General features: G+C 59.4%; 24 protein-coding genes. 23 read left to right on the top strand and 1 reads right to left on the bottom strand.

Translation table 11 applies throughout. From position 1 onward, the window contains the following. Positions 1-86 precede the first annotated feature (86 nt). The 15 genes from bamA to ispD all read left to right on the top strand — a co-directional run bounded on the left by bamA (position 87) and on the right by ispD (position 18,306). Positions 87-2,435, top strand: a complete 2,349-nt coding sequence (gene bamA, locus BLO50_RS02260) for an outer membrane protein assembly factor BamA (RefSeq protein ID WP_090248385.1) — start codon at positions 87-89, stop codon at positions 2,433-2,435. Positions 2,436-2,478: 43 nt separating this feature from the next. Continuing rightward, a complete protein-coding gene (locus BLO50_RS02255) occupies positions 2,479-2,982 on the top strand; it encodes an OmpH/Skp family outer membrane protein (RefSeq protein ID WP_090248384.1) in 504 nt (167 codons plus the stop codon). Further along, the gene (gene lpxD, locus BLO50_RS02250) at positions 2,982-4,043 is read left to right on the top strand and encodes a UDP-3-O-(3-hydroxymyristoyl)glucosamine N-acyltransferase (protein ID WP_090248382.1); all 1,062 of its coding nucleotides are present in this window, start codon (positions 2,982-2,984) and stop codon (positions 4,041-4,043) included. The genes BLO50_RS02255 and lpxD overlap by 1 nt, the downstream gene beginning before the upstream one ends. 48 nt (positions 4,044-4,091) lie before the next feature. Continuing rightward, on the top strand, positions 4,092-4,532 hold the full coding sequence (gene fabZ / locus BLO50_RS02245) for a 3-hydroxyacyl-ACP dehydratase FabZ (protein ID WP_090248381.1): 441 nt from the start codon (positions 4,092-4,094) through the stop codon (positions 4,530-4,532). Continuing rightward, positions 4,529-5,305 (top strand): acyl-ACP--UDP-N-acetylglucosamine O-acyltransferase, encoded by a 777-nt coding sequence (gene lpxA, locus BLO50_RS02240; RefSeq protein ID WP_090248379.1) that lies wholly within the window; start codon positions 4,529-4,531, stop codon positions 5,303-5,305. Before fabZ ends, lpxA begins: the two co-directional genes overlap by 4 nt. 3 nt (positions 5,306-5,308) lie before the next feature. Beyond that, the gene (lpxB, locus tag BLO50_RS02235) at positions 5,309-6,442 is read left to right on the top strand and encodes a lipid-A-disaccharide synthase (RefSeq protein WP_090248377.1); all 1,134 of its coding nucleotides are present in this window, start codon (positions 5,309-5,311) and stop codon (positions 6,440-6,442) included. Then, on the top strand, positions 6,442-7,038 hold the full coding sequence (gene rnhB, locus BLO50_RS02230) for a ribonuclease HII (protein WP_090248376.1): 597 nt from the start codon (positions 6,442-6,444) through the stop codon (positions 7,036-7,038). Before lpxB ends, rnhB begins: the two co-directional genes overlap by 1 nt. Positions 7,039-7,149: 111 nt before the next feature. Further along, positions 7,150-10,671 carry a DNA polymerase III subunit alpha gene (gene dnaE, locus BLO50_RS02225; protein ID WP_090248374.1) on the top strand — a complete coding sequence of 1,174 codons (3,522 nt, stop codon included), beginning with the start codon at positions 7,150-7,152 and terminating at the stop codon, positions 10,669-10,671. Between the two features lie 168 nt (positions 10,672-10,839). Continuing rightward, complete coding sequence (locus BLO50_RS02220; RefSeq protein ID WP_090248373.1) at positions 10,840-11,790, top strand: acetyl-CoA carboxylase carboxyltransferase subunit alpha; 951 nt, start codon at positions 10,840-10,842, stop codon at positions 11,788-11,790. Positions 11,791-11,850: 60 nt separating this feature from the next. Continuing rightward, the gene (gene tilS, locus BLO50_RS02215) at positions 11,851-13,167 is read left to right on the top strand and encodes a tRNA lysidine(34) synthetase TilS (protein ID WP_090248371.1); all 1,317 of its coding nucleotides are present in this window, start codon (positions 11,851-11,853) and stop codon (positions 13,165-13,167) included. A gap of 168 nt (positions 13,168-13,335) precedes the next feature. Further along, complete coding sequence (locus BLO50_RS02210; RefSeq protein WP_090248370.1) at positions 13,336-14,967, top strand: CTP synthase; 1,632 nt, start codon at positions 13,336-13,338, stop codon at positions 14,965-14,967. A gap of 4 nt (positions 14,968-14,971) precedes the next feature. Beyond that, positions 14,972-15,817, top strand: a complete 846-nt coding sequence (gene kdsA, locus BLO50_RS02205) for a 3-deoxy-8-phosphooctulonate synthase (protein ID WP_090248368.1) — start codon at positions 14,972-14,974, stop codon at positions 15,815-15,817. 145 nt (positions 15,818-15,962) lie between these two features. Then, positions 15,963-17,252 (top strand): phosphopyruvate hydratase, encoded by a 1,290-nt coding sequence (gene eno, locus BLO50_RS02200; protein ID WP_090248367.1) that lies wholly within the window; start codon positions 15,963-15,965, stop codon positions 17,250-17,252. A gap of 65 nt (positions 17,253-17,317) precedes the next feature. Further along, positions 17,318-17,599, top strand: a complete 282-nt coding sequence (gene ftsB, locus BLO50_RS02195) for a cell division protein FtsB (RefSeq protein ID WP_090248365.1) — start codon at positions 17,318-17,320, stop codon at positions 17,597-17,599. Continuing rightward, positions 17,596-18,306 carry a 2-C-methyl-D-erythritol 4-phosphate cytidylyltransferase gene (gene ispD, locus BLO50_RS02190; protein ID WP_090248363.1) on the top strand — a complete coding sequence of 237 codons (711 nt, stop codon included), beginning with the start codon at positions 17,596-17,598 and terminating at the stop codon, positions 18,304-18,306. The genes ftsB and ispD overlap by 4 nt, the downstream gene beginning before the upstream one ends. Here ispD and BLO50_RS02185 read toward each other — a convergent pair. After that, positions 18,303-19,190, bottom strand: a complete 888-nt coding sequence (locus BLO50_RS02185; RefSeq protein WP_090248362.1) for a LysR family transcriptional regulator — start codon at positions 19,188-19,190, stop codon at positions 18,303-18,305. The two genes, ispD and BLO50_RS02185, sit on opposite strands and share 4 nt — an antisense overlap. A gap of 124 nt (positions 19,191-19,314) precedes the next feature. Between BLO50_RS02185 and BLO50_RS02180 the strand changes: the two genes are divergently transcribed. The 8 genes from BLO50_RS02180 (at position 19,315) to BLO50_RS02145 (ending at position 26,218) form a co-directional block, all read left to right on the top strand. Next, positions 19,315-20,427, top strand: coding sequence for an S-(hydroxymethyl)glutathione dehydrogenase/class III alcohol dehydrogenase (locus tag BLO50_RS02180; protein WP_090248360.1), 1,113 nt, complete (start codon positions 19,315-19,317; stop codon positions 20,425-20,427). A 40-nt stretch (positions 20,428-20,467) separates the two neighbouring features. Beyond that, positions 20,468-21,313: an S-formylglutathione hydrolase gene (gene fghA, locus BLO50_RS02175; protein ID WP_090248358.1), complete on the top strand. Its 846-nt coding sequence runs from the start codon at positions 20,468-20,470 to the stop codon at positions 21,311-21,313. 89 nt (positions 21,314-21,402) lie between these two features. Continuing rightward, a complete protein-coding gene (ispF, locus tag BLO50_RS02170) occupies positions 21,403-21,876 on the top strand; it encodes a 2-C-methyl-D-erythritol 2,4-cyclodiphosphate synthase (protein ID WP_090248356.1) in 474 nt (157 codons plus the stop codon). Next, positions 21,873-22,931 (top strand): tRNA pseudouridine(13) synthase TruD, encoded by a 1,059-nt coding sequence (truD, locus tag BLO50_RS02165; protein WP_090248355.1) that lies wholly within the window; start codon positions 21,873-21,875, stop codon positions 22,929-22,931. The genes ispF and truD overlap by 4 nt, the downstream gene beginning before the upstream one ends. Next, positions 22,919-23,668 carry a 5'/3'-nucleotidase SurE gene (surE, locus tag BLO50_RS02160; protein WP_090248353.1) on the top strand — a complete coding sequence of 250 codons (750 nt, stop codon included), beginning with the start codon at positions 22,919-22,921 and terminating at the stop codon, positions 23,666-23,668. The genes truD and surE overlap by 13 nt, the downstream gene beginning before the upstream one ends. A 41-nt stretch (positions 23,669-23,709) precedes the next feature. Next, positions 23,710-24,345 (top strand): protein-L-isoaspartate(D-aspartate) O-methyltransferase, encoded by a 636-nt coding sequence (locus BLO50_RS02155; protein WP_167354445.1) that lies wholly within the window; start codon positions 23,710-23,712, stop codon positions 24,343-24,345. A 23-nt stretch (positions 24,346-24,368) separates the two neighbouring features. Next, entirely contained in the window at positions 24,369-25,307 is a 939-nt protein-coding gene (locus BLO50_RS02150) for a polyprenyl-phosphate transporter (RefSeq protein ID WP_090248352.1), read from the top strand. Positions 25,308-25,363: 56 nt separating this feature from the next. After that, positions 25,364-26,218, top strand: coding sequence for a peptidoglycan DD-metalloendopeptidase family protein (locus BLO50_RS02145; protein ID WP_244152823.1), 855 nt, complete (start codon positions 25,364-25,366; stop codon positions 26,216-26,218). Positions 26,219-26,254 lie beyond the last annotated feature (36 nt).

Raw genomic sequence — 26,254 nt, 5'->3', positions numbered from 1 at the left:
CTGCTGAATTACGCTCTCGGTACGAACAATACGTGTCGCACTAAGCGGCAGATTTTTTATTGTCAGTTGGAATAAGAAAGGACTTCATGAAACGTCTGCTGCTACCTGCGGTGCTTGCCGCACTGATGATCACCGAAGTTCACGCCGAGTCCTTCACCATCTCCGATATCCGGGTCACCGGTCTGCAGCGCGTTTCCGCGGGTAGCGTATTCGGTGCCCTGCCACTTAATGTGGGCGCGCAAGCCGATGACCGTTCGCTGGTTGAGGCGACCCGCGAGCTGTTCAAAACCGGCTTTTTCCAAGACATTCAGCTCGGTCGCGATGGCGACGTACTGGTTGTGACCGTAGTTGAGCGTCCGTCGATTTCCAGTATCGAAATCGAAGGCAACAAGGCCATCACCAGCGAAGACTTGCTCAAAGGTCTCAATCAGTCCGGTCTGTCTGAAGGTGAGATTTTCCAGCGCGCAACCCTTGAAGGTGTGCGTAATGAGCTGCAACGTCAATACGTTGCGCAGGGTCGCTATTCCGCCGAAATCGAAGCCGAAGTGATTCCGCAGCCGCGCAACCGCGTAGCGCTAAAGATCAATATCAATGAAGGCTCCGTTGCTGCAATTCAGCATATCAACGTGGTGGGTAACTCAGTCTTTGCTGATGAGGACCTGATTGACCTGTTTGAGCTGAAGACCACCAACTGGCTGTCCTTCTTTAAAAACGATGACAAGTACGCCCGTGAAAAACTTTCCGGCGACTTGGAGCGCCTGCGTTCCTATTACCTGGATCGCGGCTATATCAATATGGATATCAGCTCGACTCAGGTATCCATTACCCCGGACAAAAAACACGTCTATGTCACCGTCAATGTCGACGAAGGCGAGAAGTACACCGTACGTGAGGTCAAACTCAGCGGTGAACTGAAGGTTCCGGAAGAAGACGTACGGGCATTGCTGCTGGTTCAGGAAGGTCAGGTGTTCTCGCGCAAAGTGATGACCACCACGTCTGAACTCATCACCCGCCGTCTGGGTAATGAAGGTTATACCTTTGCCAACGTTAACGGCGTACCAGAAGCTCATGATGACGGCACTGTGTCGATTACCTTTGTGGTTGACCCGGGCAAGCGAGCTTACGTTAATCGCATCAACTTCCGTGGTAACACCAAGTCGGAAGACAAAGTGCTGCGCCGTGAAATGCGTCAGATGGAGGGGGGCTGGGCTTCGACGTACCTGATTGACCAGTCCAAGACCCGCCTGGAGCGTCTGGGGTACTTCAAGGAAGTTAACGTCGAAACCCCACAGGTGCCAGGCACCGATGACCAGGTTGACGTCAACTACAGCGTGGAAGAGCAAGCTTCTGGCTCCATCACCGCCAGCGTTGGTTTTGCCCAGAACGCCGGTCTGATTCTCGGTGGCTCGATTACCCAGAACAACTTCCTGGGAACGGGTAACAAGGTCAGCGTCGGCTTGACTCGCAGTGAGTATCAGAGCAACTACAACTTTGGTTTTGTTGACCCCTACTGGACGCCAGATGGCGTTAGTTTGGGCTACAACGCCTTCTTCCGTGAAACCGATTACGACGAACTGAACACCGATGTGTCCAGCTACTCGGTGGATAGCTACGGCGTGGGCGCCAGTATCGGCTATCCAATCAGTGATACTTCGCGCCTGACCTATGGTCTGACCGTGCAGAACGACAGCATCGGTACTGGTGTGTATACGGTTGATGAGATTTTCAACTTTATCGAGCAAGAGGGGGACAGTTATCTGAACCTCAAAGCATCGGTCGGTTGGTCTGAGTCGACACTAAACCGCGGCGTACTCGCTAACCGTGGTCACTCGCAAAGTTTGGTCTTTGAAACCACGGTGCCGGGCAGTGACCTGTCGTTCTTCAAGGTTGATTACCGAGGCCAAGTCTTCAAACCGCTGACTGACACCTACACCCTGCGTCTGCACAGCCAGCTGGGTTATGGTGAGAGTTACGGTTCTACCTCTGATCTGCCGTTCTATGAACACTACTATGCCGGTGGTTTTAACTCGGTACGTGGCTTTAAGGACAGCAGCCTGGGGCCGCGTAGCACGCCTAGCCGCGGTATCAATCCTGGTACAGCCTTCGACCCTGACCAAGACCCACTGCCCTTTGGTGGCAACGTACTGATTCAAGGTGGTGCTGAGCTGTTGTTCCCCATGCCTTTCGTGAAAGATCAACGCTCTCTGCGTACTGCGCTGTTCTGGGACGTGGGTAACGTCTTCGACACCAACTGTGGCAAGTCCCAGGAAGAGTGCGGCAGCATCGATCCAGGCAACTTGGCCAGCTCTGTGGGTGTTGGTTTGACGTGGATCACAGCCCTGGGGCCGTTGAGCTTTAGCTTGGCCATGCCAATCATCAAACCGGATGATGCTGATACGCAGATTTTCCAGTTCTCTCTCGGTCAGACGTTCTAAGCGTCGGATTTTTGAATACCAACAGTTTTGCAGGAGTTGCACCGTGCGTAAGTTGACTCAACTAGTTTTGTTAAGCGTTGCCCTGCTGGCAACCCCGGCTTTTGCCGAGATGAAAGTAGCCGTACTGAATTACCAAATGGCCTTGCTGGAATCTGATGCTGCCAAGCGTTACGCTGTGGACGCCGAGAAGAAATTCGGCCCGCAGTTGAACAAGCTGAAAACCCTGGAAAGCGACGCCAAGCGCATTCAGGACCGTCTAGTTAAAGACGGCGAAAAAATGCAGACCGCTGAGCGCGAGCGCCTGGAGCTTGAATTCAAGCAAAAAGCTCGTGACTTCCAGTTCCAGTCCAAGGAGCTGAATGAGTCCAAGGCCGTGGCTGATCGTGAAATGCTGAAAAAGCTCAAGCCGAACCTGGACAAGGCCGTGGAAGAAGTGATCAAGACCGGTAACTTCGACCTGGTGCTTGAGCGCGGTGCGGTGATTGATGTCAAACCTCAGTTCGACATCACCCGCCAGGTTATCGAGCGCATGAATCAGCTGCGCTGATCATGAGTGCAACGGTTTATACCCTTGGCCAGCTGGCCGAGCGTCTGGGCGCTACCTTGCGTGGCGACACAGGCAAGCCGATCAGCGGCTTGGCTACCTTGCAGGAAGCCGGCGCTGATCAGCTGAGCTTTCTCGCAAATGCGCAATACCGTAAGTTTCTCTCGGGCTGCCAGTCAGGCGCGGTGCTGTTGACCGCAGCTGATGCCGAAGGCTATGCCGGCAATGTCTTGGTCGTTGCTAATCCCTATCTGGCCTACGCCGAACTTTCACATCTGTTTGACCGTAAGCCCCAGGCATTGCCTGGCGTGCACCCCACTGCTGTGGTAGCTGCGGATGCACAGATCGATGCGACTGCCAGTATCGGCGCCTATGCGGTGATTGAGAGTGGTGCACGGATTGCGGCTGGCGTAACGGTAGGTGCGCATTGCGTTGTCGGCGCGCGCTCGTTGATCGGCGAGGGCGGTTGGCTGGCCCCGCGAGTAACGCTGTATCACGATGTACGGATCGGCAAGCGGGTGGTTATTCAATCTGGCGCGGTGATCGGCGGTGAGGGCTTCGGCTTTGCCAACGAGAAGGGCGTGTGGCAGAAGATCGCGCAGATCGGTGGGGTGACCATCGGTGATGACGTCGAGATAGGCGCCAATACCACTGTCGACCGTGGCGCACTCTCAGACACGCTGATTGGTAATGGAGTGAAGCTGGATAACCAGATCATGATCGCGCACAACGTGCAGATCGGCGACAACACGGCCATGGCCGGTTGCGCGGGTATTTCCGGCAGTACCAAGATTGGCAAGAACTGCATGATCGCCGGTGGTGTGGGCATGGTTGGGCACATCGAGGTGTGCGACAACGTATTTGTCACCGGTATGACCATGGTCACACGTTCGATAACTGAACCGGGGTCCTATTCCTCGGGCACCGCCATGCAGCCAGCTGCTGAATGGCGCAAGAGCGCGGCACGGATTCGTCAGTTGGATGATATGGCGCGCCGCCTGCAACAGTTGGAAAAGCAGCTGGCGGCCGTGACCCCAACCGCCGACACTTCATCTGATGCCTGAGCCGGTGTTTGCCGGCTTCTCTTTTTTCTCTTACAGGCTTCTCTGCACATGATGGACATTAACCAGATTCGTGAATACTTGCCGCACCGCTACCCGTTCCTCTTGGTGGACCGGGTGGCTGAGCTGGATATTGAAGGCAAGCGAATTCGTGCCTACAAGAATGTCAGCATCAATGAGCCGTTTTTCAACGGGCATTTCCCTGAGCACCCGATTATGCCCGGCGTGTTGATCATCGAAGCTATGGCTCAGGCAGCCGGCATTCTCGGTTTCAAGATGATGGACCTGAAGCCCTCCGATGGCACCCTGTATTACTTTGTCGGCTCCGACAAGCTACGCTTTCGTCAGCCAGTGGTGCCGGGTGATCAACTGATCCTCGAAGCCTGTTACCTGAGCAGCAAGCGCAGCATCTGGAAGTTCGAGTGCAAAGCCAGCGTCGACGGCAAGGAAGTCTGCTCGGCAGAAATCATCTGTGCGGAACGCAAGCTATGAGTTTGATTGACCCTCGCGCCATCATCGATCCCAGCGCCAAGTTGGCTGACGACGTCGTCGTCGGCCCTTGGTCGATAGTTGGGGCCGATGTAGAAATTGGCGAGGGTACAGTGATCGGCCCCCATGTGATCCTCAAGGGGCCGACGCGGATCGGTAAACACAACCGCATCTATCAGTTCTCTTCGGTGGGTGAAGACACACCTGACCTCAAGTACCAGGGCGAGGCGACTCGGCTGGTCATTGGCGACCACAATGTGATTCGCGAGGGTGTCACCATCCACCGCGGCACCGTGCAGGATCGCAGCGAAACCACCTTGGGTGACCACAATCTGATCATGGCCTATGCCCATATTGGCCATGACAGCGTGATCGGTAACCATTGCATCCTGGTCAACAACACTGCGCTGGCTGGGCATGTGTGGGTCGATGACTGGGCGATTCTTTCCGGCTACACCCTGGTCCATCAATTCTGCCGTATCGGTGCGCACAGCTTTTCCGGTATGGGCACGGCGATTGGCAAGGATGTACCGGCATTTGTCACCGTATTCGGTAACCCGGCCGAAGCGCGCAGCATGAACTTCGAAGGCATGCGCCGTCGCGGTTTCAGCGCCGAGGCCATTGCTGCCTTGCGCCGTGCCTACAAGATTGTCTATCGCCAGGGCCTTACGGTTGAGCAGGCGATGGCCGAGCTGGCCGAGTCGTCTGCAGAGTTCCCCGAAGTCGCTATCTTCCGCGATTCTATTCAGGCTTCAAGCCGCGGCATTACCCGATAATTTATGACTGACCTGATGCGTGTCGCGCTGGTCGCTGGCGAGGCGTCTGGCGATATTCTTGGTGCGGGCCTGATGCAGGCCCTCAAAGCCCAATACCCACAGATCGAATTTATCGGTGTCGGTGGCCCGCTGATGCAAGCCCAGGGGCTGAATTCCTATTTTCCGATGGAGCGTCTGTCGGTGATGGGCCTGGTCGAGGTATTGGGTCGCCTTCCCGAATTGCTGTCGCGGCGCAAACGTCTGATCAACACCCTGATTGCCGAAAAGCCGGATGTGTTTATCGGCATCGATGCGCCGGATTTCAACCTGACCCTAGAACTCAAGCTGCGTCAGGCTGGCATCAAGACCGTGCATTACGTCAGCCCGTCCGTATGGGCCTGGCGGCAGAAGCGCGTGCTGAAGATTCGCGAAGCCTGCGACCTGATGCTGACCCTGTTCCCGTTCGAGGCGCAGTTCTATCAAGATCATCAGGTACCGGTGCGTTTTGTCGGCCACCCGCTGGCCGATACGATCCCGCAGCAGGCAGATCGTGCTGCGGCCCGTGAGGCGCTGAATCTATCTCATGATCAGCCGGTGGTCGCCCTGATGCCGGGCAGCCGTGGCGGCGAAGTGTCGCGCCTAGGTAGCCTGTTTCTCGATGCCGCCGTGCGATTGCGCACCTTGCGCCCCGGTATCCAGTTTGTTTTGCCGTGCTCCAGCCCGGAGCGTCGCGCACAGCTTGAGCAGATGCTGGTGGGCCGTGATCTGCCGCTGACCTTGCTCAACGGCCGCTCCCATGAGGTGCTGGCCGCCTGTGATGCGGTGCTGATCGCATCCGGTACGGCAACCCTTGAGGCCCTGCTGTACAAGCGGCCGATGGTGGTGGCTTACAAAGTTGCGCCATTGACCTATCGCATCCTCAAACGTCTGGTTACCAGCGCTTATATTTCCCTGCCGAATCTGCTGGCTGAGCGTTTGCTGGTACCTGAGATGATTCAGGACGCTGCGACGCCTGAAGCATTGGCCCAGTTGCTGGCTCCGCTGCTGGATGGCGGCGAGGTGCAAACTGAAGGCTTTGATGTGATTCACCGGGCGCTGCGACGTGACGCTTCGGTGCAAGCGGCCCAGGCTGTACTGCAGCTGACAGGTCGCGGCTGATGCAGCTCGGGCTGGATTTCACTTTGGTGCAGGAGCTGGTGGCCGGTGTCGATGAAGTCGGCCGTGGCCCGCTTTGCGGCGCCGTGGTAACGGCGGCGGTGATTCTCGATCCGGCGCGGCCGATTCTCGGCCTGAACGATTCGAAAAAGCTGACCGAGGCGCGTCGGGAAAAACTCTTCGACGAGATTCGTGAAAAAGCCCTGGCCTGGTGCATCGCCCGTGCCGAGGTGGAAGAGATCGACCAGCTGAATATCCTGCAGGCCACCATGTTGGCCATGCAGCGCGCGGTTGAGGGCCTGAGTGTCACGCCCAAGCTGGCACTGATTGATGGTAATCGCTGCCCGAAACTGCAGGTGCCCAGCGCAGCTGTGGTCAAGGGCGATAGCCAGGTGCCGGCGATTGCTGCGGCATCAATTCTGGCCAAGGTCAGTCGTGATCGCGAGATGCAGCTGCTTGATCAGCAATACCCCGGTTACGGCATTGCCGGCCACAAAGGCTACCCCACCCCGGTACACCTGGAAGCACTGCGGCGCCTGGGGCCGACCCCGATTCACCGGCGCTCCTTTGGCCCGGTACGTGCGTTGTTGGACGACTGACACAACGCTGGCGAAATTCCCTCGTTATCCTGTGCCCGGTAGCGCTTGTCGCGCGCTGCTGCGGTTGTACAATCCCAGCCTTGTCGTTTTTGCGTTTTGTATAGGACTGCCATGACCGCTTCGTTCGTCCACCTGCGTTTGCACACCGAATTTTCCCTGGTCGACGGGCTGGTGCGGGTCAAACCACTGATCAAGTCGGTGGCGGCAGCTGGAATGCCGGCGGTAGCGGTTACCGATATGAGCAATATGTGCTCGTTGGTGAAGTTCTATAAGGCCGCCATGGGCGGCGGTATCAAGCCGATCTGCGGCGCCGACATCTGGCTGGCCAGTGCCGATGAAGATGGCCCGCTCAGCCGCATGACCCTGCTGGCGATGAATGCCAAGGGTTATCGCAACCTCACTGAACTGGTCTCGCGCGGCTGGAGCGAAGGGCAGAGCAATGACCTGGTGATCATCCAGCGTGACTGGGTCAAGGAAGCGGCCGAAGGCCTGATTGCCCTGTCCGGCGCGAAAGAAGGCGAAGTCGGCCATGCCTTGCTCGATGGCGAGCCGGCGGCGGCCGAAGCCATACTGCGCGAGTGGATGGCGGTGTTCCCCGAGCGTTTTTACCTGGAAGTGCAGCGCACCAATCGGGTCAACGACGAAGAGCATCTGCATGCCGCCGTCGCCCTGGCTGATAAGGTCGGCGCGCCACTGGTAGCGACCAACGATGTGCGCTTTATCAAGCAGGACGATTTCGCTGCCCACGAAACCCGCGTGTGCATCGGCGAAGGTCGCAGCCTGGATGACCCGCGCCGTCTGCGCACTTATTCCGATCAGCAGTACCTGAAAACGCCGGAGGAGATGGCCGAGCTGTTCAGTGACCTGCCGGAAGCGCTGGAAAACACCATCGAGATCGCCAAACGCTGCAACATCGAAGTGCAGCTGGGCAAGTACTTCCTGCCGGATTTCCCGGTACCAGCCGGCCTGACTATGGACGAGTACTTTCGCCAGGTCTCGTTCGAGGGGTTGGAAGAGCGCCTGGCTGTGCTCTGGCCTAAGGAAACCACACCGAATTACGAAGAGAAGCGTCAGGTCTATATCGACCGGCTGAATTTCGAGTTGGATATCATCATCCAGATGGGCTTCCCCGGTTACTTCCTGATCGTAATGGACTTCATCAAGTGGGCGAAGAACAACGGCGTGCCGGTGGGCCCAGGCCGTGGGTCGGGTGCCGGTTCGCTGGTGGCCTACGTGCAGAAAATTACCGACCTTGACCCGCTGGCCTATGACCTGCTGTTCGAGCGTTTCCTCAACCCGGAACGGGTTTCCATGCCCGACTTCGACGTCGACTTCTGCATGGACGGCCGCGACCGGGTAATCGATTACGTGGCCGAGAAATACGGCCGCAATGCGGTGAGCCAGATCATCACCTTCGGCACCATGGCGGCCAAGGCGGTAGTGCGTGACGTGGCGCGGGCGCAGGGCAAGTCCTACGGGCTGGCGGACCGCCTGTCGAAGATGATTCCTTTCGAAGTCGGCATGACCCTGGAAAAAGCCTACGAGATGGAAGAGCCGCTGCGCGACTTCCTCAAGGTCGACGAAGACGCCCGGGAAATCTGGGAAATGTCGCTCAAGCTCGAAGGCATCTGTCGTGGCACCGGCAAGCACGCTGGTGGTGTGGTGATCGCGCCAACCAAGCTCACCGACTTCTCGCCGATTGCCTGCGATGACGAAGGCGGCGGACTGGTCACCCAGTTCGATAAGGATGATGTGGAATCCGCCGGCCTGGTGAAGTTCGACTTCCTCGGCCTGCGTACCCTGACGATCATCAAGTGGGCGATGGAAACCATCAACCGCGAGCAGGCCAAGAAGGGCTTGCCGGATCTGAACATCGACTTTATCCCGCTGGACGACAAACCGACGTTCAGCATGCTGCAGAAAGCCGAGACCACCGCGGTGTTTCAGCTTGAATCACGCGGCATGAAGGAGCTGATCAAAAAGCTCAAGCCGGACTGTCTGGAAGACATGATCGCTCTGGTGGCCCTGTTCCGTCCAGGGCCGTTGCAGTCGGGCATGGTGGACGACTTTATCAACCGTAAACACGGTCGTGAGCCGATTTCCTACCCGCATCAGGACTACCAGTACGCGGGTCTGGAACCGGTGCTGAAACCGACCTACGGCATCATCCTGTACCAGGAACAGGTGATGCAAATCGCCCAGGTCATGGCCGGCTACACCCTCGGTGGTGCGGATATGCTGCGCCGCGCCATGGGTAAGAAAAAACCCGAAGAGATGGCCAAGCAGCGCGGTGGCTTTATCGAAGGCTGCGCCAGCAACGGGATCGATGCGAACCTGGCGGGTAACATCTTCGATCTGGTGGAAAAGTTCGCTGGTTACGGCTTCAACAAATCCCACTCCGCTGCCTATGGCTTGCTTTCGTATCAGACGGCCTGGCTCAAGGCGCACCACTCGGCGGCCTTTATGGCGGCAGTGTTGTCGGCGGATATGCACAACACCGACAAGGTGGTCACCCTGATCGAGGAATGCCGCAGCATGAAGCTGCGCCTCGATGCGCCGGACGTGAACATCTCCGAGTTCAAATTCACGGTTAACAACGAAGGCTGGATCGTCTACGGCCTGGGCGCGATCAAGGGCGTGGGCGAGGGGCCGGTGGAGGCCATCGTTGAGGCGCGTCAGGACGGACCGTTCAAGGATCTGTTCGACTTCTGTTCGCGCGTCGACCTCAAGCGCATCAACAAGCGCACCCTCGAAGCGCTGATTCGCAGCGGTGCACTGGATCGTCTGGGGCCGCACTTCCATGAAGAGCTGAAAGCCTACAAGGCCAATATCGATCGCAATCGCGCGGTATTGCTTGGTGCGATGGAGGAAGCCGTGCAGGCCGCCGAACAGACCGCGCGCAGCGCCGAGAGCGGGCATATGGACCTGTTCGGCGGGGTGTTTGCCGATGCCGATGCGGATGTTTACCTCAATCATCTGCGTGCCCGTGAGCTGGCGCTGAAAGAGCGCCTCAAAGGTGAGAAAGACACCCTGGGCCTGTACCTGACCGGTCACCCGATTGATGAGTACGAAGGCGAAGTGCGGCGGTTTGCCCGCCAGCGCATCGTCGACCTGAAAGCCGCACGCGGCGATCAGACAATTGCCGGTCTGGTGGTCAACCTGCGGGTGATGAAGAACAAGAAGGGCGACAAGATGGGCTTTATCACCCTCGATGACCGTTCCGGGCGGATCGAGGCCTCTCTGTTTGCCGAAGCGTTTAACAGTGCTCAAGCCTTGTTACAGACCGACGCCCTGGTGGTGGTCGAAGGCGAGGTGAGTAATGACGACTTCTCCGGTGGTCTGCGCCTGCGTGCCAAACGGGTGATGAGTCTGGAAGAAGCGCGAACCGGTCTGGCCGATAGCTTGCGTCTGAAGGTCGCCAGCAGCGCCTTGCAGGGCGATCGTCTACGTTGGCTGGCCGACTTGTGCGGCCGTCATCGCGGTGCGTGCCCGATCACCGTCGACTACAGCGGCAGTGACGCCAAGGCGCAATTGCAGTTTGGCGAAGGCTGGCGCATTGAACCGGCTGATAGTCTGATTCAGGCATTGCGTGACCAGTTCGGCCGCGACAACGTCTTTTTGCACTACCGCTGATTTGCGAGGCTCAGGCTTCGCCGGTCGGTCGTGATACCCAGTGGGTTCTGTTTTGAAGGCTTTCGTACAGAACCGGGTGTCGACCTGAATGCGCCTGCTGCTATAAGGTAGGGCGCGATAACGGATACAGCTCCCGGCCACTTGGCCGTCGACGCAAGACGGATGACTATGAACCCGAATTTTCTCGATTTCGAACAGCCGATCGCCGACCTGCAAGCCAAGATCGAAGAGCTTCGCCTGGTCGGTAACGACAACTCGTTGAACATCAACGATGAAATCGCCCGCCTGCAGGACAAGAGCAGCTCGCTGACCGAAAGCATTTTCGGCAACCTGAGCAGCTGGCAGATCGCCCAGCTGGCGCGCCACCCACGCCGTCCCTACACCCTGGATTACCTGCAGCACATCTTTACCGAGTTCGATGAGCTGCATGGCGACCGCCACTTCTCCGACGACGCGGCACTGGTGGGCGGCGTTGCCCGTCTGGATGGTGAGCCGGTGATGGTTATCGGTCACCAAAAAGGCCGTGAGATTCGCGAGAAGGTGCGCCGCAACTTCGGCATGCCGCGTCCGGAGGGCTACCGCAAGGCGTGCCGCCTGATGGAAATGGCCGAACGTTTCAAGATGCCGATCCTGACCTTTATCGACACCCCGGGTGCCTACCCAGGCATCGACGCCGAAGAGCGCAACCAGAGCGAAGCCATCGCCTGGAACCTGCGTGTTATGGCGCGCCTGAAAACCCCGATCATAGCCACTGTAATCGGTGAGGGTGGTTCCGGTGGTGCCTTGGCGATTGGTGTGTGCGATCAGCTGAACATGCTGCAGTACTCCACCTATTCGGTGATCTCGCCGGAAGGTTGCGCCTCGATTCTGTGGAAAACCGCAGAAAAAGCGCCGGATGCTGCCGAGGCTATGGGCATCACTGCCGAGCGCCTGAAAGGCCTGGGTATTGTTGATCAGGTGATCGGTGAGCCACTCGGTGGCGCGCACAGCGACCCGGCTGCTGCAGCCGAATCGGTGCGTCAGGCTTTGCTGACACAGCTGGCAATGCTCAAGACCTTTGATACCGACGCGCTGCTCAAGCGTCGCTATGAGCGTCTGATGAGCTACGGAATTGCCTGATTGCTCGGCAGCTGCGCATACAACGGGCCTTCGGGCCCGTTGTTGTTTTAAGCTTGGCCGATGACTCCTGTGCATATTCGTTTGCGTGATGCCCTCCAGCCCTGGCGTAGTGCCTCGGGCTGGTGTGTAGCCTTGTCCGGCGGGCTGGATTCCACGGTGCTGTTGCACCTGCTGGCCAGCCTCGCGCAACGCGAGGCATTGCCGCCTCTTTCCGCCATTCATATTCATCACGGCCTGCAGGCTGCGGCTGATGCCTGGCCGGCGCATTGCCGTGAGCTGTGCGCGGCTTTGTCTGTGCCGTTGCAGGTTGAATATGTTCAGGTTGCTCCAGGCGCCAGTCTTGAGCGTGCGGCGCGCGAGGCTCGTTACGCGGCTTTTGCGGCTCGTCTTGGCGCAGGTGAACTGCTGCTGACTGCACAGCATCGTGATGATCAGGCTGAAACCCTGTTGTTTCGCCTGTTGCGCGGTGCTGGCGTGCAGGGGTTGTCGGCCATGCCAGTGAGTCGTGCATTGGGAGCGGGGCAGCTGGTTCGGCCACTACTCAACTGCTCGCGCGATGAGCTGTTGGCTTATGCCCGTGAGCACAAGTTGTCCTGGGTCGAAGACCCGTCAAATGCCGATGAGCGCTTTTCGCGCAATTACCTGCGTCGTCAGGTGTTGCCTGCGCTGCTTGGTCGCTGGCCACAGGCCTCAGCCAGTATGGCCCGTAGCGCCGCGCACTTGAGTGAGGCCGCGCAGTTGCTCGATGAATTGGCGCAGCAGGATATATCCGCCGCGCAGGTATCAACCGAGTTTGCCTGGCTGCGGTTACCAAATCTGGCACTGCCAGCGCTGCGCAGTCTGAGTGAGCCGCGCCAGCGCAATGCCCTGCGTTACTGGCTGCGTCCGCTGACGGCGATGCCAGATAGTGAGCACTGGGCCGGCTGGCAGGCGCTGCGCGATGCAGCGCCGGATGCAGCGCCAATCTGGAAGCTGGCGGCAGGGGAGTTGCATCGCAGTGATGAGCGGCTGTGGTGGTTGGCGGGTGATTGGCTGTGCTCTCCAGTACCGGTCAATGTGGCGGTGCAAGGTAATCAGCAGGTGACATTGCCCGCTAACGGCAGTGTGCGAATTGACGGTCAGTTACCTGCGGATAACTGGCAGTTGGGTTACCGGCAGGGCGGCGATCAGCTTCTTTTACCGGGACGTGGGCATCGCGATCTCAAGCGCTTGTTCAATGAGCTGCGCGTACCGGCTTTTGTCCGTGATCGCCTGCCGTTGCTGCGTCTGGATAACCAGGTTGTGGCGATTGCCAACCTGCCAGGTCTGCAGGGCGCCGCCGATGGCAGTTGGCAATTGCATTGGCAGCCACCGACGAATGATCAAGGTTTGAGCTGATAAGCCCTTTCCGGTAGACTACGCTCCCGTCTTACTACAGCTTTTGTTGACTCCCTTTGGGAATCGGCAGGGTTAGCTAATTGCGGTGTATTGCAATTGGCCGCTTCGGTATTCCTTCGCTTTTCCCGGCGGCATTGACCGCTTAAACGCAGACTTCTAGGGTTTTTCATGACGCGCTACATATTCGTCACGGGTGGTGTTGTTTCTTCATTGGGGAAAGGCATCGCCTCGGCTTCATTGGCGGCTATCCTGGAGGCGCGGGGCCTGAAGGTCACCATGCTCAAGCTGGATCCCTATATCAACGTCGATCCGGGCACCATGAGCCCGTTCCAGCACGGTGAGGTGTTCGTCACCCACGACGGCGCTGAGACCGACCTTGACCTGGGCCACTATGAGCGGTTTATCCGCACCACCATGACCCAGAACAACAACTTCACCACCGGCCGCGTCTACGAAGACGTGCTGCGCCGCGAGCGCCGTGGTGATTACCTGGGCGCGACCATTCAGGTCATCCCGCACATCACCGACGAGATCAAGCGCCGCATCATCAAGGGTGCTGGCGATGCTGACGTGGCCATGGTTGAAATCGGCGGCACGGTGGGTGACATCGAGTCGCAGCCGTTCCTCGAAGCCATCCGCCAGCTGCGTGTGGAAGTAGGCGCCAAGCGCGCCATGCTCATGCACCTGACTCTGGTGCCGTATATCGCCACCGCTGGCGAAACCAAGACCAAGCCGACTCAGCACTCGGTGAAAGAGCTGCGCTCCATCGGCCTGCAGCCAGACGTGCTGATCTGCCGTTCCGACCACCCGATCGATATTTCCTCGCGTCGCAAGATCGCGCTGTTCACCAACGTTGAAGAGCGTGCGGTGATCTCCCTGGAAGACGTCGACACCATCTACAAAATTCCTGGCGTGCTGCATGCCCAGGGCTTGGATGATTTCGTCGTCGAGCGCTTTGGCCTGGAATGCAACGGTGCCGACCTGTCCGAGTGGGACCGTGTCGTCGATGCCAAGCTGAATCCGGAGCACGAAGTCACTATCGCCATGGTCGGCAAGTACATGGAGCTGTTGGATGCTTATAAATCGCTGATCGAAGCGATGAGCCATGCCGGCATCCAGAATCGTACCAAGGTCAATCTGCGTTATATCGATTCCGAAGATATCGAGAACAAAGGCACCGACCTGCTCGAAGGCGTTGATGCCATTTTGGTTCCGGGCGGTTTCGGCCTGCGCGGGGTGGAAGGCAAGATCAAGACCGTGCAGTACGCCCGTGAGAACAAGATTCCCTACCTGGGCATCTGCCTCGGCATGCAGGTGGCGGTGATCGAGTTCGCCCGCAACGTCTTGGGCTGGACTGATGCAAACTCCACCGAATTCGACACCGTCAGCACGCATCCAGTGGTCGGTCTGATCACCGAATGGCAGGATGCGACCGGCGTGACTGAGCAGCGCACCGATGCTTCCGACCTGGGCGGTACCATGCGTCTGGGTGCTCAGGACTGCCAGCTGCTGTCTGGCTCACAAGTGCACGCTTGCTACGGCAAAGATGTAATCGTCGAGCGTCACCGTCATCGCTATGAAGTGAACAACAACCTGCTGCCGCAGTTGATCGAAGCTGGCCTCAAGGTCACCGGCCGCTCGGGCGATGGCGCTTTGGTTGAAGTGGTGGAAGCGCCGGATCATCCATGGTTTGTCGCTTGCCAGTTCCACCCGGAGTTCACTTCGACTCCGCGCGATGGCCACCCGCTGTTCAGTGGCTTCGTAACTGCAGCGCTGACGCAAAAAGCCAAGAAGGCCTAGGGATATGGCGCAGAAAATCATCAAGGTTGGCGACATTGAAATCGCCAACGACAAGCCGTTTGTGCTGTTCGGCGGGATCAACGTAATCGAATCTCGCGATCTTGCCATGCGCGCCTGTGAAGAGTATGTGCGGGTTACCGAAAAGCTCGGCATTCCCTACGTGTTCAAGGCCAGTTTCGACAAGGCTAATCGCTCGTCTGTGACTTCATTCCGTGGCCCAGGCCTGGAAGAGGGCATGAAGGTCTTCGAGGAAATCAAAAAGACCTTCGGCGTGCCGGTGATCACCGACGTGCATGAGCCGCATCAGGCGCAGCCTGTGGCTGATGTCTGCGACATTATCCAGTTGCCGGCGTTTCTTTCGCGGCAGACCGACCTGGTCGTGGCCATGGCCAAGACCGGCGCGGTGATCAATATCAAGAAAGCCCAGTTCCTCGCACCCCAGGAGATGAAGCACATCCTGGCCAAGTGTGAAGAGGCCGGTAATGACCAACTGATTCTCTGCGAACGTGGTTCCAGCTTCGGTTACAACAACCTGGTGGTGGACATGCTCGGCTTCGGCATCATGAAGCAGATGAACTACCCGGTGTTCTTCGACGTGACCCACGCCCTGCAAATGCCAGGCGGTCGCGCCGATTCTGCTGGCGGTCGTCGTGCTCAGGTCACCGATCTGGCCAAGGCAGGCATGAGCCAGGGTCTGGCCGGTCTGTTCCTGGAAGCGCATCCGGACCCGGACAATGCCAAATGCGACGGCCCTTGCGCCCTGCGTCTGGACAAGCTGGAGCCGTTCCTCACCCAGCTCAAGCAGCTGGATGATTTGATCAAGAGTTTTGCGCCGATTGAGACTGCCTGAAACGGCAAATCTCCGGTAAAGTGCAGTTTGTATACAATCTGGCTAAATAGTCGGTACATGTTGTACGCTAGGTTAACCTTCGGCGTGCAATGAGTGTGCAACTCGGTACTACCCTTTTCGTCAATTTTTTGGAGTGCTACACGCAATGGCAAAGATCGTCGACATCAAAGGCCGTGAGGTTCTCGATTCCCGTGGTAACCCTACTGTGGAAGCCGATGTAATTCTCGAAGGCGGCATCATGGGCAGCGCCTGCGCGCCGTCCGGTGCCTCCACCGGTTCGCGTGAAGCGCTGGAATTGCGTGATGGCGACAAGAGCCGTTACCTGGGCAAGGGCGTGCTGAAGGCCGTGGCCAACATCAATGGCCCGATCCGCGACTTGCTGCTGGGTAAAGATGCAACTGACCAGAAAGCCCTCGACCTGGCGATGATTGCCCTCGACGGTACCGAGAACAAAGCCACCCTGGGCGCCAACGCCATCCTTGCCGTATCCCTGGCCGCTGCCAAGGCTGCCGCTCAGGCCAAGGGCGTGCCGCTGTACGCACACATCGCCGACCTGAATGGCACTCCGGGCGTGTACTCGATGCCCGTGCCGATGATGAATATCATCAATGGCGGCGAGCATGCCGATAACAACGTCGATATCCAGGAATTCATGGTTCAGCCGGTTGGCGCGAAAACCTTCGCCGACGCGCTGCGCATGGGCACCGAGATTTTCCACCACCTCAAAGCCGTGCTGAAGGCCCGTGGTCTGAGCACCTCCGTTGGTGACGAAGGCGGCTTCGCGCCGAACCTGGCTTCCAATGAGGACGCCCTGGCCGCCATCGCCGAAGCTGTGGCTAATGCCGGTTACACCTTGGGCGACGATGTCACCCTGGCCTTGGATTGCGCCTCCAGCGAGTTCTTCAAGGACGGCAAGTACGACCTGGCCGGCGAAGGCAAGGTGTTTGACGCTGCTGGTTTCGCCGACTACCTGGCCGGCTTGTCCGAGCGTTACCCGATCATCTCCATCGAAGACGGCATGGACGAGTCCGACTGGGCTGGCTGGAAAGTGCTGACTGACAAGATCGGCAGCAAAGTACAGCTGGTGGGCGACGACCTGTTTGTAACCAACACCAAGATCCTCAAGCGCGGTATCGACGAGTCGATCGGTAACTCGATCCTGATCAAGTTCAACCAGATCGGTACCCTGACAGAGACGCTGGAAGCCATCCAAATGGCCAAGGCTGCCGGTTACACCGCCGTGATCTCGCACCGTTCGGGTGAAACCGAAGACAGCACCATCGCTGACCTGGCGGTCGGTACTGCTGCTGGTCAGATCAAGACCGGCTCGCTGTGCCGCTCGGACCGCGTGTCCAAGTACAACCAACTGCTGCGTATTGAAGAGCAGCTGGCTGGCAAAGCACCTTACAAAGGCCGCGCCGAGTTCCGTGGTTGAACCCAGGCATGGTAAAAGAGGGGCGGCGCGAGTCGCCCCTTTTTCGTTCGGAAGCTTTTTACGCTATGCGCAATAACTTTTACTGGGTATTTATCGTGCTGATTGCCGTGTTGGCAGGTCTACAGTATCGCCTGTGGGTCGGCGATGGCAGCCTGGCGCAAGTGGCCCAGTTGCAGCAGCAGATCGCCGATCAGCAGGGCGAGAACCAGCAGTTGCAAGAGCGCAACCGGATTCTCGAAGCGGAAGTGCTGGAGCTGAAAAGCGGTATGGAAACTGTCGAAGAGCGTGCGCGACATGAGCTGGGCATGCTCAAAGAGGGCGAAACCCTCTATCAGTTGGCTGAATGAATACCTCTGATTTACCTCCTTTCTGGGCGTTGATCCCCGCTGCTGGCATTGGCAGCCGGATGCGCGCCGACCGGCCCAAGCAGTACCTGCAGCTGGCCGGCAAAAGCATTATCGAACACACCCTGGCGTGCTTTCTCAATCATCCGCAGTTGCGCGCGGTAGTGGTCAGCCTGGCGGTAGACGATCCCTACTGGCCGACCCTGGGTTGTGCCAGCGATTCGCGTATCCAGCGCGCCGATGGCGGTGCTGAGCGTGCTGACTCGGTGCTTAGCGGCCTGCTGCGCCTCACAGCGCTAGGCGCTCAGGAGCAGGATTGGGTGCTGGTGCACGATGCGGCGCGGCCCAACCTGGCACGCAGCGATCTGGATCTGCTGCTCAGTGAGCTGGCTGATGACCCGGTGGGTGGCCTGTTGGCCGTACCGGCGCGCGATACGCTTAAGCGTGCTGGCGCCGATGGCCGGGTGCAGGCTACGGTGGATCGTTCGACCATCTGGCAGGCCTTTACCCCGCAGATGTTCCGTCTTGGCGAATTGCAACGTGCGCTGGCCGATGCGCTGATTGCTGGAGTGGCCATTACCGACGAGGCCTCGGCCATCGAATGGGCTGGACAGGCACCGCGCCTGATCGAAGGCCGCTCGGACAACCTCAAGGTCACTCGCCCTGAAGATTTGCGCAGTATTGCCAGTCTTTGGCACCTGAAGAGCTAGCGATACTCGCTGCGTTGCGCTAACCCCTGTTTAAGAAACTCGACTAGCTGACGCACCTTGGGTGACAGGTGGCGTTGCTGTGGATAGAGCGCCCACACCGCAGTGTCCGGTGGTTGCTGGTTATCCAGCAACGAGACCAGCGCGCCGCTGCGCAAATGTTCCAGCACGTAGTAATCCGGCAACTGACATAGACCAAGGCCGCGCAGCGCCGCTTCCAGCACCGCCTGGCCACTGTTGCAGCGCCAGTTGCCTTGTACCCGCAGGCTGGAATCGCGGCCATTGGCCTGAAAACTCCAGAGGTCCGAACTGCCGATCAGGCAGTTGTGTCGCGCCAGTTCCGACAGCGAGTGCGGCCTGCCGTAGCGCTGCAGGTACTCGGGGGCTGCGCACAGGTACATCTGCCTTGGTGCCAGGCGGGTGGCCACCAGGCGTGAGTCCTGCAGGCGGCCCAGGCGGATGGCCAGATCGAGGCCGTCATGCAGCAGGTCGAGGGTACGGTTGCTCAGTTCGATATCCACCCGCAATTGCGAATGCTGCAGCATAAAGTCGGTGACCAGCGGCACGATAAAGCGCTCGCCATAGGCCACCGCACAGGTCATGCGCAGCAGGCCTTTGGGCTCGCTGCCCAGATCGCCTACGGCGCGCAGGGCTTCTTCGCGGGCATCCTGCAGGCGCTGGCAGTGCTGTAAAAAAGTCTGACCGGCCTCGGTCAGTGCCACACGGCGGGTGCTGCGGTAGAACAGGCGGGTTTGTAGGCGCTCTTCCAGGCGGGCGATCTGCCGGCTGACCTGGGATGACGACAGGCTCAGGCGTTCGGCGGCGGCGGTGAACTGGCCGCACTCGGCTACGGCGACAAATTCATCGAGGCCTTCCCAGCGATTCATGGTGGATATCCTTGGTAGGTTTGATTGTCCCTGTATAGCAAGAATGTTTTGTTTTTTGGCGGATTATCTATCCGCATCACTGATCTACACTCTGCGCCACCGTTGAATCCGCTGGAGAGCGATCATGATCAAGTCCCGTGCTGCCGTAGCCTTTGCCCCCAATCAGCCGCTGCAAATCGTCGAAGTCGACGTGGCGCCGCCCAAGGCCGGGGAAGTGCTGGTGCGCATTGTCGCCACCGGCGTGTGTCATACCGATGCTTACACCCTGTCTGGCGAAGATTCCGAAGGGGTTTTCCCGGCGATTCTTGGTCATGAAGGCGGCGGCATCGTTGAGGCGATCGGTGAGGGCGTGACCTCGGTCAAGGTGGGTGATCACGTGATTCCGCTGTACACCGCCGAATGCCGCGCCTGCAAATTCTGCAAATCCGGCAAAACCAATCTGTGTAGCTCGGTACGCGCCACTCAGGGCAAGGGTCTGATGCCGGACGGCACCAGCCGCTTCAGCTACAACGGCGAGCCGATCTACCACTACATGGGCTGTTCGACCTTCTCCGAATACACCGTGTTGCCGGAAGTCTCCCTGGCGGTGATCCCCAAGGAAGCGCCGCTGGAGAAGGTCTGCCTGCTCGGTTGTGGCGTGACCACCGGTATCGGTGCCGTGCTCAACACCGCCAAGGTGGAGGAGGGCGCTACCGTGGCGATCTTCGGTCTTGGTGGTATCGGTCTCGCGGCAATCATCGGCGCGAAGATGGCCAAGGCTTCGCGCATCATCGCCATCGATATCAACCCGGCCAAGTTCGAGGTAGCCCGTGAGCTGGGCGCGACTGATTTCGTTAACCCGAAAGATTTCGCCAAGCCAATTCAGGAAGTTATCGTCGAGATGACCGACGGCGGCGTGGACTATTCCTTCGAATGCGTCGGCAATGTGCAACTGATGCGCGCGGCGCTGGAATGCGCGCACAAGGGTTGGGGCGAGTCGGTGATCATAGGTGTGGCCGGTGCCGGCCAGGAAATCAGTACCCGTCCGTTCCAGCTGGTGACCGGCCGCGTCTGGCGCGGTTCGGCCTTCGGCGGCGTCAAGGGCCGTACCGAGCTGCCGAGCTATGTGGAAAAGGCGCAGAAGGGCGAAATCCCACTGGATACTTTTATTACCCACAACATGCCGCTGGAAGACATCAACAAGGCCTTTGACCTGATGCATGAAGGCAAGAGCATCCGCACCGTTATCCACTTCTGATTGCGTCGGGCGGCCGTAATGGCCGCCCACTGGAGGCCTAATGACCTTGGAAAATATTTCCTGCCAGAAGAGTGCCGGTGGCTGGCACAAGCGTTACCGCCACCGGTCGGCGGTGCTGGGCTGCGACATGGTGTTTGCCGTGTACCTGCCGCCGCAGGCCGAGCAGGGCGGCAAGCTGCCTGTGCTGTATTGGCTGAGCGGGCTTACCTGCACCGATGAGAATTTTATGCAGAAGGCCGGCGCGCACAAGCTGGCGGCCGAGTTGGGGATGATCATCGTTGCGCCGGATACCAGCCCGCGCGGCGCTGAGGTGCCGGGTGACCCGGACAAGGCCTGGGACTTCGGCCTGGGCGCGGGTTTCTACCTGAACGCCACCCAGGAGCCCTGGGCGCGGCATTACCGCATGTACGACTATGTGGTGCAGGAACTGCCGGCGCTGATCGAGGCCAACTTCCCGGTATCCGACAAGCGCGGCATCAGCGGCCACTCCATGGGTGGGCACGGTGCGTTGGTCTGTGCGCTGCGTAATCCGGGGCGCTATCAGTCGCTGTCGGCCTTTGCGCCGATCAGCAACCCGAGCAACTGTCCCTGGGGTGAGAAGGCGTTCTCGCGCTATCTCGGCGATGAACGTTCGCGCTGGCGCGAATGGGACGCCTGCGCCTTGCTCGCCGAAGCAACGGAAAAGCTGCCGATTCTGGTCGACCAGGGTGATCGTGATGACTTCCTGGAAAATCAGCTCAAGCCGGATGCGCTCAAGGCAGCGGCGCAGGCCGCAGGGCATCCGCTGACCCTGCGTCTGCAGCCGGGCTACGATCACAGCTACTACTTTATCGCCAGCTTTATCGATGACCACCTGCGTCATCACGCTAAGGCGTTGTTGAGCTGAACCGCTACTGACCGACGGCCAGCTAGCCGGGTTGATCCTGTAGCTTTCAGTTAGAATCACGCCCTGACTTTTTCAGGGCGTTGTTTCTTATGCGTATTGGCCACGGCTACGATGTGCACCGCTTCGGTGAGGGCTCCTTTATCACCCTGGGCGGCGTGCAGATTCCCCATAAATTCGGCCTGCTGGCCCATTCCGATGGTGATGTGCTGCTGCATGCCCTGAGCGATGCCTTGCTCGGTGCGGCCGCGCTGGGCGATATCGGCAAACATTTTCCCGATACTGATCCGACCTTCAAGGGCGCGGACAGCCGCGTGCTGCTGCGCCATGTGCTCGGCCTTGTTCATGCCAAGGGCTGGCAGGTCGGTAATGTCGACGCCACCATCGTCGCCCAGGCGCCAAAGATGGCGCCGCATATCGAGAGCATGCGTGCGCGGATTGCCGAGGATCTGCAGGTGAGCCTGGATCAGGTCAACGTCAAGGCCACTACCACCGAGAAGCTTGGCTTTACCGGTCGTGAAGAAGGCATCGCCGTGCATGCCGTTGCGCTGTTGGTCGCCCGATGAACGAACTCGAGTTGCTGGGGCCGCGCGCCCATGGCGAGCCCTGCGGTACTGCGGTGCTCAAGGCCGTGGCGGAAGATTTTCAGGTTGATGAAGTGCTGGATATCCCCCTGGCCGGCGAGGGTGAACACCTCTGGCTTTGGGTAGAAAAGCGCGAGCTGAATACCGAAGAAGCGGCCAAACGCATCGCCCGCGCCGCTGGCGTGCCGCTGAAGCTGATCAGCTATGCCGGCCTCAAGGATCGTCAGGCCCTGACCCGGCAGTGGTTCAGTCTGCACCTGCCGGGCAAGCTTGATCCCGACCTGAGCGCCGCCGAAGATGCCAGCCTGAGCATCCTCAAGCAGGTGCGGCATACCCGCAAACTGCAGCGCGGCGCGCATGCGGCCAACGGCTTTACCCTGCGCCTGACTCAGTTGGTCGCGGATCGCGCGGCGCTGGATCAACGTCTGACGCAAATCGCCGCTCAGGGCATTCCCAATTATTACGGCTTGCAGCGCTTCGGCCATGAGGGCGGCAATGTCGCCCATGCCCGGCATTTTGCGGCGAACAAGAGCCTGCCGGAGAAGCGCAATGTGCGCTCGCGTGTGCTCTCGGCGGCGCGCAGTTACCTGTTCAATCAGGTCCTGGCCGAGCGAGTAGCAGCCGGCACCTGGAATCAGGCGTTGCTCGGTGATCTGCTGGCCTTTACCGACAGCCGCAGCTTCTTTGCTGCCGGCGAGGCGGAGTGCAGCGATCCGCGCCTGGCGATTCTCGATCTGCATCCGACGGGCCCGTTGTGGGGCGCAGGCGTCTCCAGCGCCGGCGGTGTGGCGCAGGCGCTGGAGCAGGATCTGGCCGCACGCGAAAGCGTTCTGGTCGACTGGTTGGCAGAAGCGGACATGACGCACGAACGGCGTATCCTGCGCCTCCCCATTGGCGGCCTGTCGTGGCATTATCCCGAGCCTGACATTCTGCAACTGGAATTCGTCCTGCCGGCTGGATGCTTCGCCACCGCCTTGGTGCGTGAGCTCGTCGATCTGTTGCCTGCAGGGCAGACGGACAACCCATGCGTATTCTGATTTCCAATGATGACGGCGTTGCTGCGCCAGGCCTTGCTGCGCTGCATGCGGCGCTGGCCGACTATGCCGAGTGCACGGTGATTGCCCCTGATCAGGACAAGAGCGGCGCGAGCAGCTCGCTGACCCTCGACCGCCCGCTGCACCCGACCACGCTGCCCAATGGCTATATCAGCCTGAACGGTACGCCGACCGATTGTGTGCACCTGGGCCTTAACGGCCTGTTGCCGCACGTGGCGGATCTGGTGGTGTCGGGCATCAACCTGGGCGCCAATCTCGGCGATGACGTGCTGTATTCCGGCACCGTCGCAGCGGCCCTCGAAGGGCGTTTTTTGACCCGTCCGGCGTTTGCTTTCTCCCTGCTTTCCCGCATGCCGGATAACCTGGCCACCGCGGCCTATTTCGCCCGCAAGCTGGTCGAGGCTCACGAGCAGCTCGATCTGCCGCCGCGCACCGTGCTCAACGTGAATATCCCCAACCTGCCGCTGGAGCATATTCGCGGCATTCAGCTGACCCGCCTAGGCCATCGCGCCCGTGCTGCTGCACCGGTCAAGGTGGTCAACCCGCGCGGCAAAGAGGGTTACTGGATCTCGGTGGCCGGCGATGCCGAAGACGGCGGCCCGGGCACGGATTTCCATGCGGTGATGCAGGGTTATGTCTCGGTCACTCCGCTGCAGCTGGATCGCACCTTTATGGACGGTTTCAACAGCCTGCAACCCTGGCTGGAGGGTTTGCTGTGATCCGCCGTGAACAGGACGAATTGCACCACCGCGGCATCGGCATGACCTCGCAGCGCACCCGCGAGCGGCTGATTCAGCGTCTCTACGAGGAAGGCCTATCCAACGCCCATGTGCTGGAAGCCATCCGTCGCACGCCGCGTCATCTGTTTGTCGATGAGGCCCTGGCACATCGCGCTTATGAAGACACGGCGCTGCCGATTGGCAACAACCAGACCATCTCGCAGCCCTATATGGTCGCGCGCATGAGCGAGCTGCTGCTGGCGGCTGGTCCGCTGGACAAGGTGCTGGAGATCGGCACCGGCTCGGGCTACCAGACCGCGATTCTGGCTCAGCTGGTGGAGCGGGTGTTTAGCGTCGAGCGCATACAGAGCCTGCAGGAAAAAGCCAAGGATCGTCTGACCCAGCTCAATCTACGCAATGTGGTGTTTCGCTGGGGTGACGGCTGGGAAGGTTGGAACGCCCTGGGGCCTTACAACGGCATCATCGTCACCGCAGCGGCGGCCAACGTGCCGCAGGCGTTGCTGGATCAGCTGGCTCTGGGCGGGCGTCTGGTGATTCCCGTCGGTGCAGGCGATGTGCAGGAGCTGCTGCTGATCGTCCGTGAAGAAGACGGCTTCTCCCGCCATGTGCTGGATGCGGTGCGCTTTGTACCCTTGCTTAATGGGCCGTTGGCCTGATTCGATTGTTTACGGATGAACTCATGAAGAAGTATTTCCTGCTCTACGCCAAAGGCATTGCCATGGGCGCAGCCGACGTTGTGCCCGGCGTATCCGGCGGCACCGTGGCTTTTATTACCGGTATCTATGACGAGCTGCTGCGCTCGATTGCCAGCGTGCCGGTGGCCCTTGGGCTGTTTCTGCGCGGGCGTATCGTCGAGGCCTGGAAGGCCGCCAATGCGACGTTTCTGCTGGTGCTGCTGCTGGGCATCATGACCAGCGTGCTTAGCCTGGCGCGGCTGATCACCTACCTGCTGGATGAGCAGCCGATCCCGGTGTGGTCGTTCTTTTTTGGCTTGATTCTGGTTTCCACGCACTTGGTGGTGCGCGAAGTCCAGCGTTGGAACTGGACGCGGGTTGTCAGCCTGGTGCTGGGAGCGGCATTCGCCTACTGGATTACCGTGGCTTCGCCGCTGCAGTTGGGGCATGACCCGTTGAGCCTGTTCTTTGCGGGCGCAATTGCCATTTGCGCGATGATTCTGCCGGGGATTTCCGGCAGTTTTATTCTGGTGTTGCTGGGGTTGTACAGCTTCGTGCTGACCGCGGTAAAGGGCCTGGATATTACCGTGCTACTGGTTTTTGCCAGCGGTTGCCTGGTGGGGATTGTCAGCTTTGCCGGGATTTTGCGTTGGCTGCTGGCGCGCTGGCGTGATCTGACGCTGGCGTTTCTCACCGGGCTGATGATCGGTTCGCTGAACAAGATCTGGCCCTGGAAGGAAACCCTGACCTGGCGTGCCGATAGCCATGGTGAGCAGGTGCCGTTGCTACAAGCCAATCTCTGGCCTGCGCAGTTTGCCGAGATCAGTGGTCAGGACCCGCAGTTGCTCTTGGCCATTGCCCTGGCGATTGCCGGCATCCTGCTGGTGCTGGCTCTCGAATGGCTGGCTGGGCGCAATCTGCAAAGCGCTGGTGATAACCCATAATTGCGGCACAATGCACGCCAGCAAGATGTAAGCAGTTTTACCCGAGGGAGATGCAGGTGAGTTTCACAGCCATTCAATTGCCGATTCGCGCCAGCAGTGCTCGTACCCTGTTGAGTGGCCTTGTTCTCGGTGCGCTGCTCAGCGCCTGTGCGAGTCCGCCGCCGGGTGGCGTAAAGGTGGTTGATCGTACCCATGGCGGGGCCAGCCAGGCACCGCAGCGTCAGCCGGTCAGCAGTGGCCAGTATCAGGTGCAACGTGGCGACACGCTGTACTCGATTGCTTTCCGCTTCGGTTGGGATTGGAAAGCGCTGGCTGCACGCAATGGCATTGCGCCGCCTTACCTGATTCGGGTTGGTCAGATCATTCGCTTTGATGGGCAGCCTGCCAGTCGTCCGCCTGTGGTGGCCACTGCGCCAGTCGTAGTCACGCCGTCCGGTCGCCCGAGCACACCCATTCAGACCCGGCCCGTGCAGACCCAGCCACCAGCCCCAGTGAAAACCACCCCAACGGTCACTGCGTTACCGCCTACAAAACGTTCTGCATCGGGCTGGTTGTGGCCTTCCAGCGGGGCGGTTATCGGACGTTTTTCCTCAAACGGCAGTTTGAATAAAGGCATTGATATCGCCGGAGAATTGGGCCAGCCTGTTTTAGCTGCGTCTGATGGTTCAGTGGTCTACGCCGGGAGTGGTTTACGGGGCTACGGCGAATTAGTGATCATCAAACATAGCGATACCTACGTAAGCGCCTACGGACATAACCGCAGGTTGTTGGTGCAGGAGGGGCAACAGGTCAAAGCCGGGCAGAAAATTGCCGAAATGGGTTCCACAGGAACCGACCGGGTGAAACTTCACTTTGAAGTACGCCGCCAAGGTAAACCTGTCGACCCGCTGCAATACCTGCCGCGACGTTGATCTTGCGCTAGCCTGTCTCCACCACGTGGGAGGGAC

It is taken from the genome of Pseudomonas peli, assembly GCF_900099645.1.
GTDB classification, from domain to species: domain Bacteria; phylum Pseudomonadota; class Gammaproteobacteria; order Pseudomonadales; family Pseudomonadaceae; genus Aquipseudomonas; species Aquipseudomonas peli.
The sequence above is the reverse complement of the archived record's forward strand: the minus strand, read 5'-3'. Positions and strand labels throughout refer to the sequence as shown.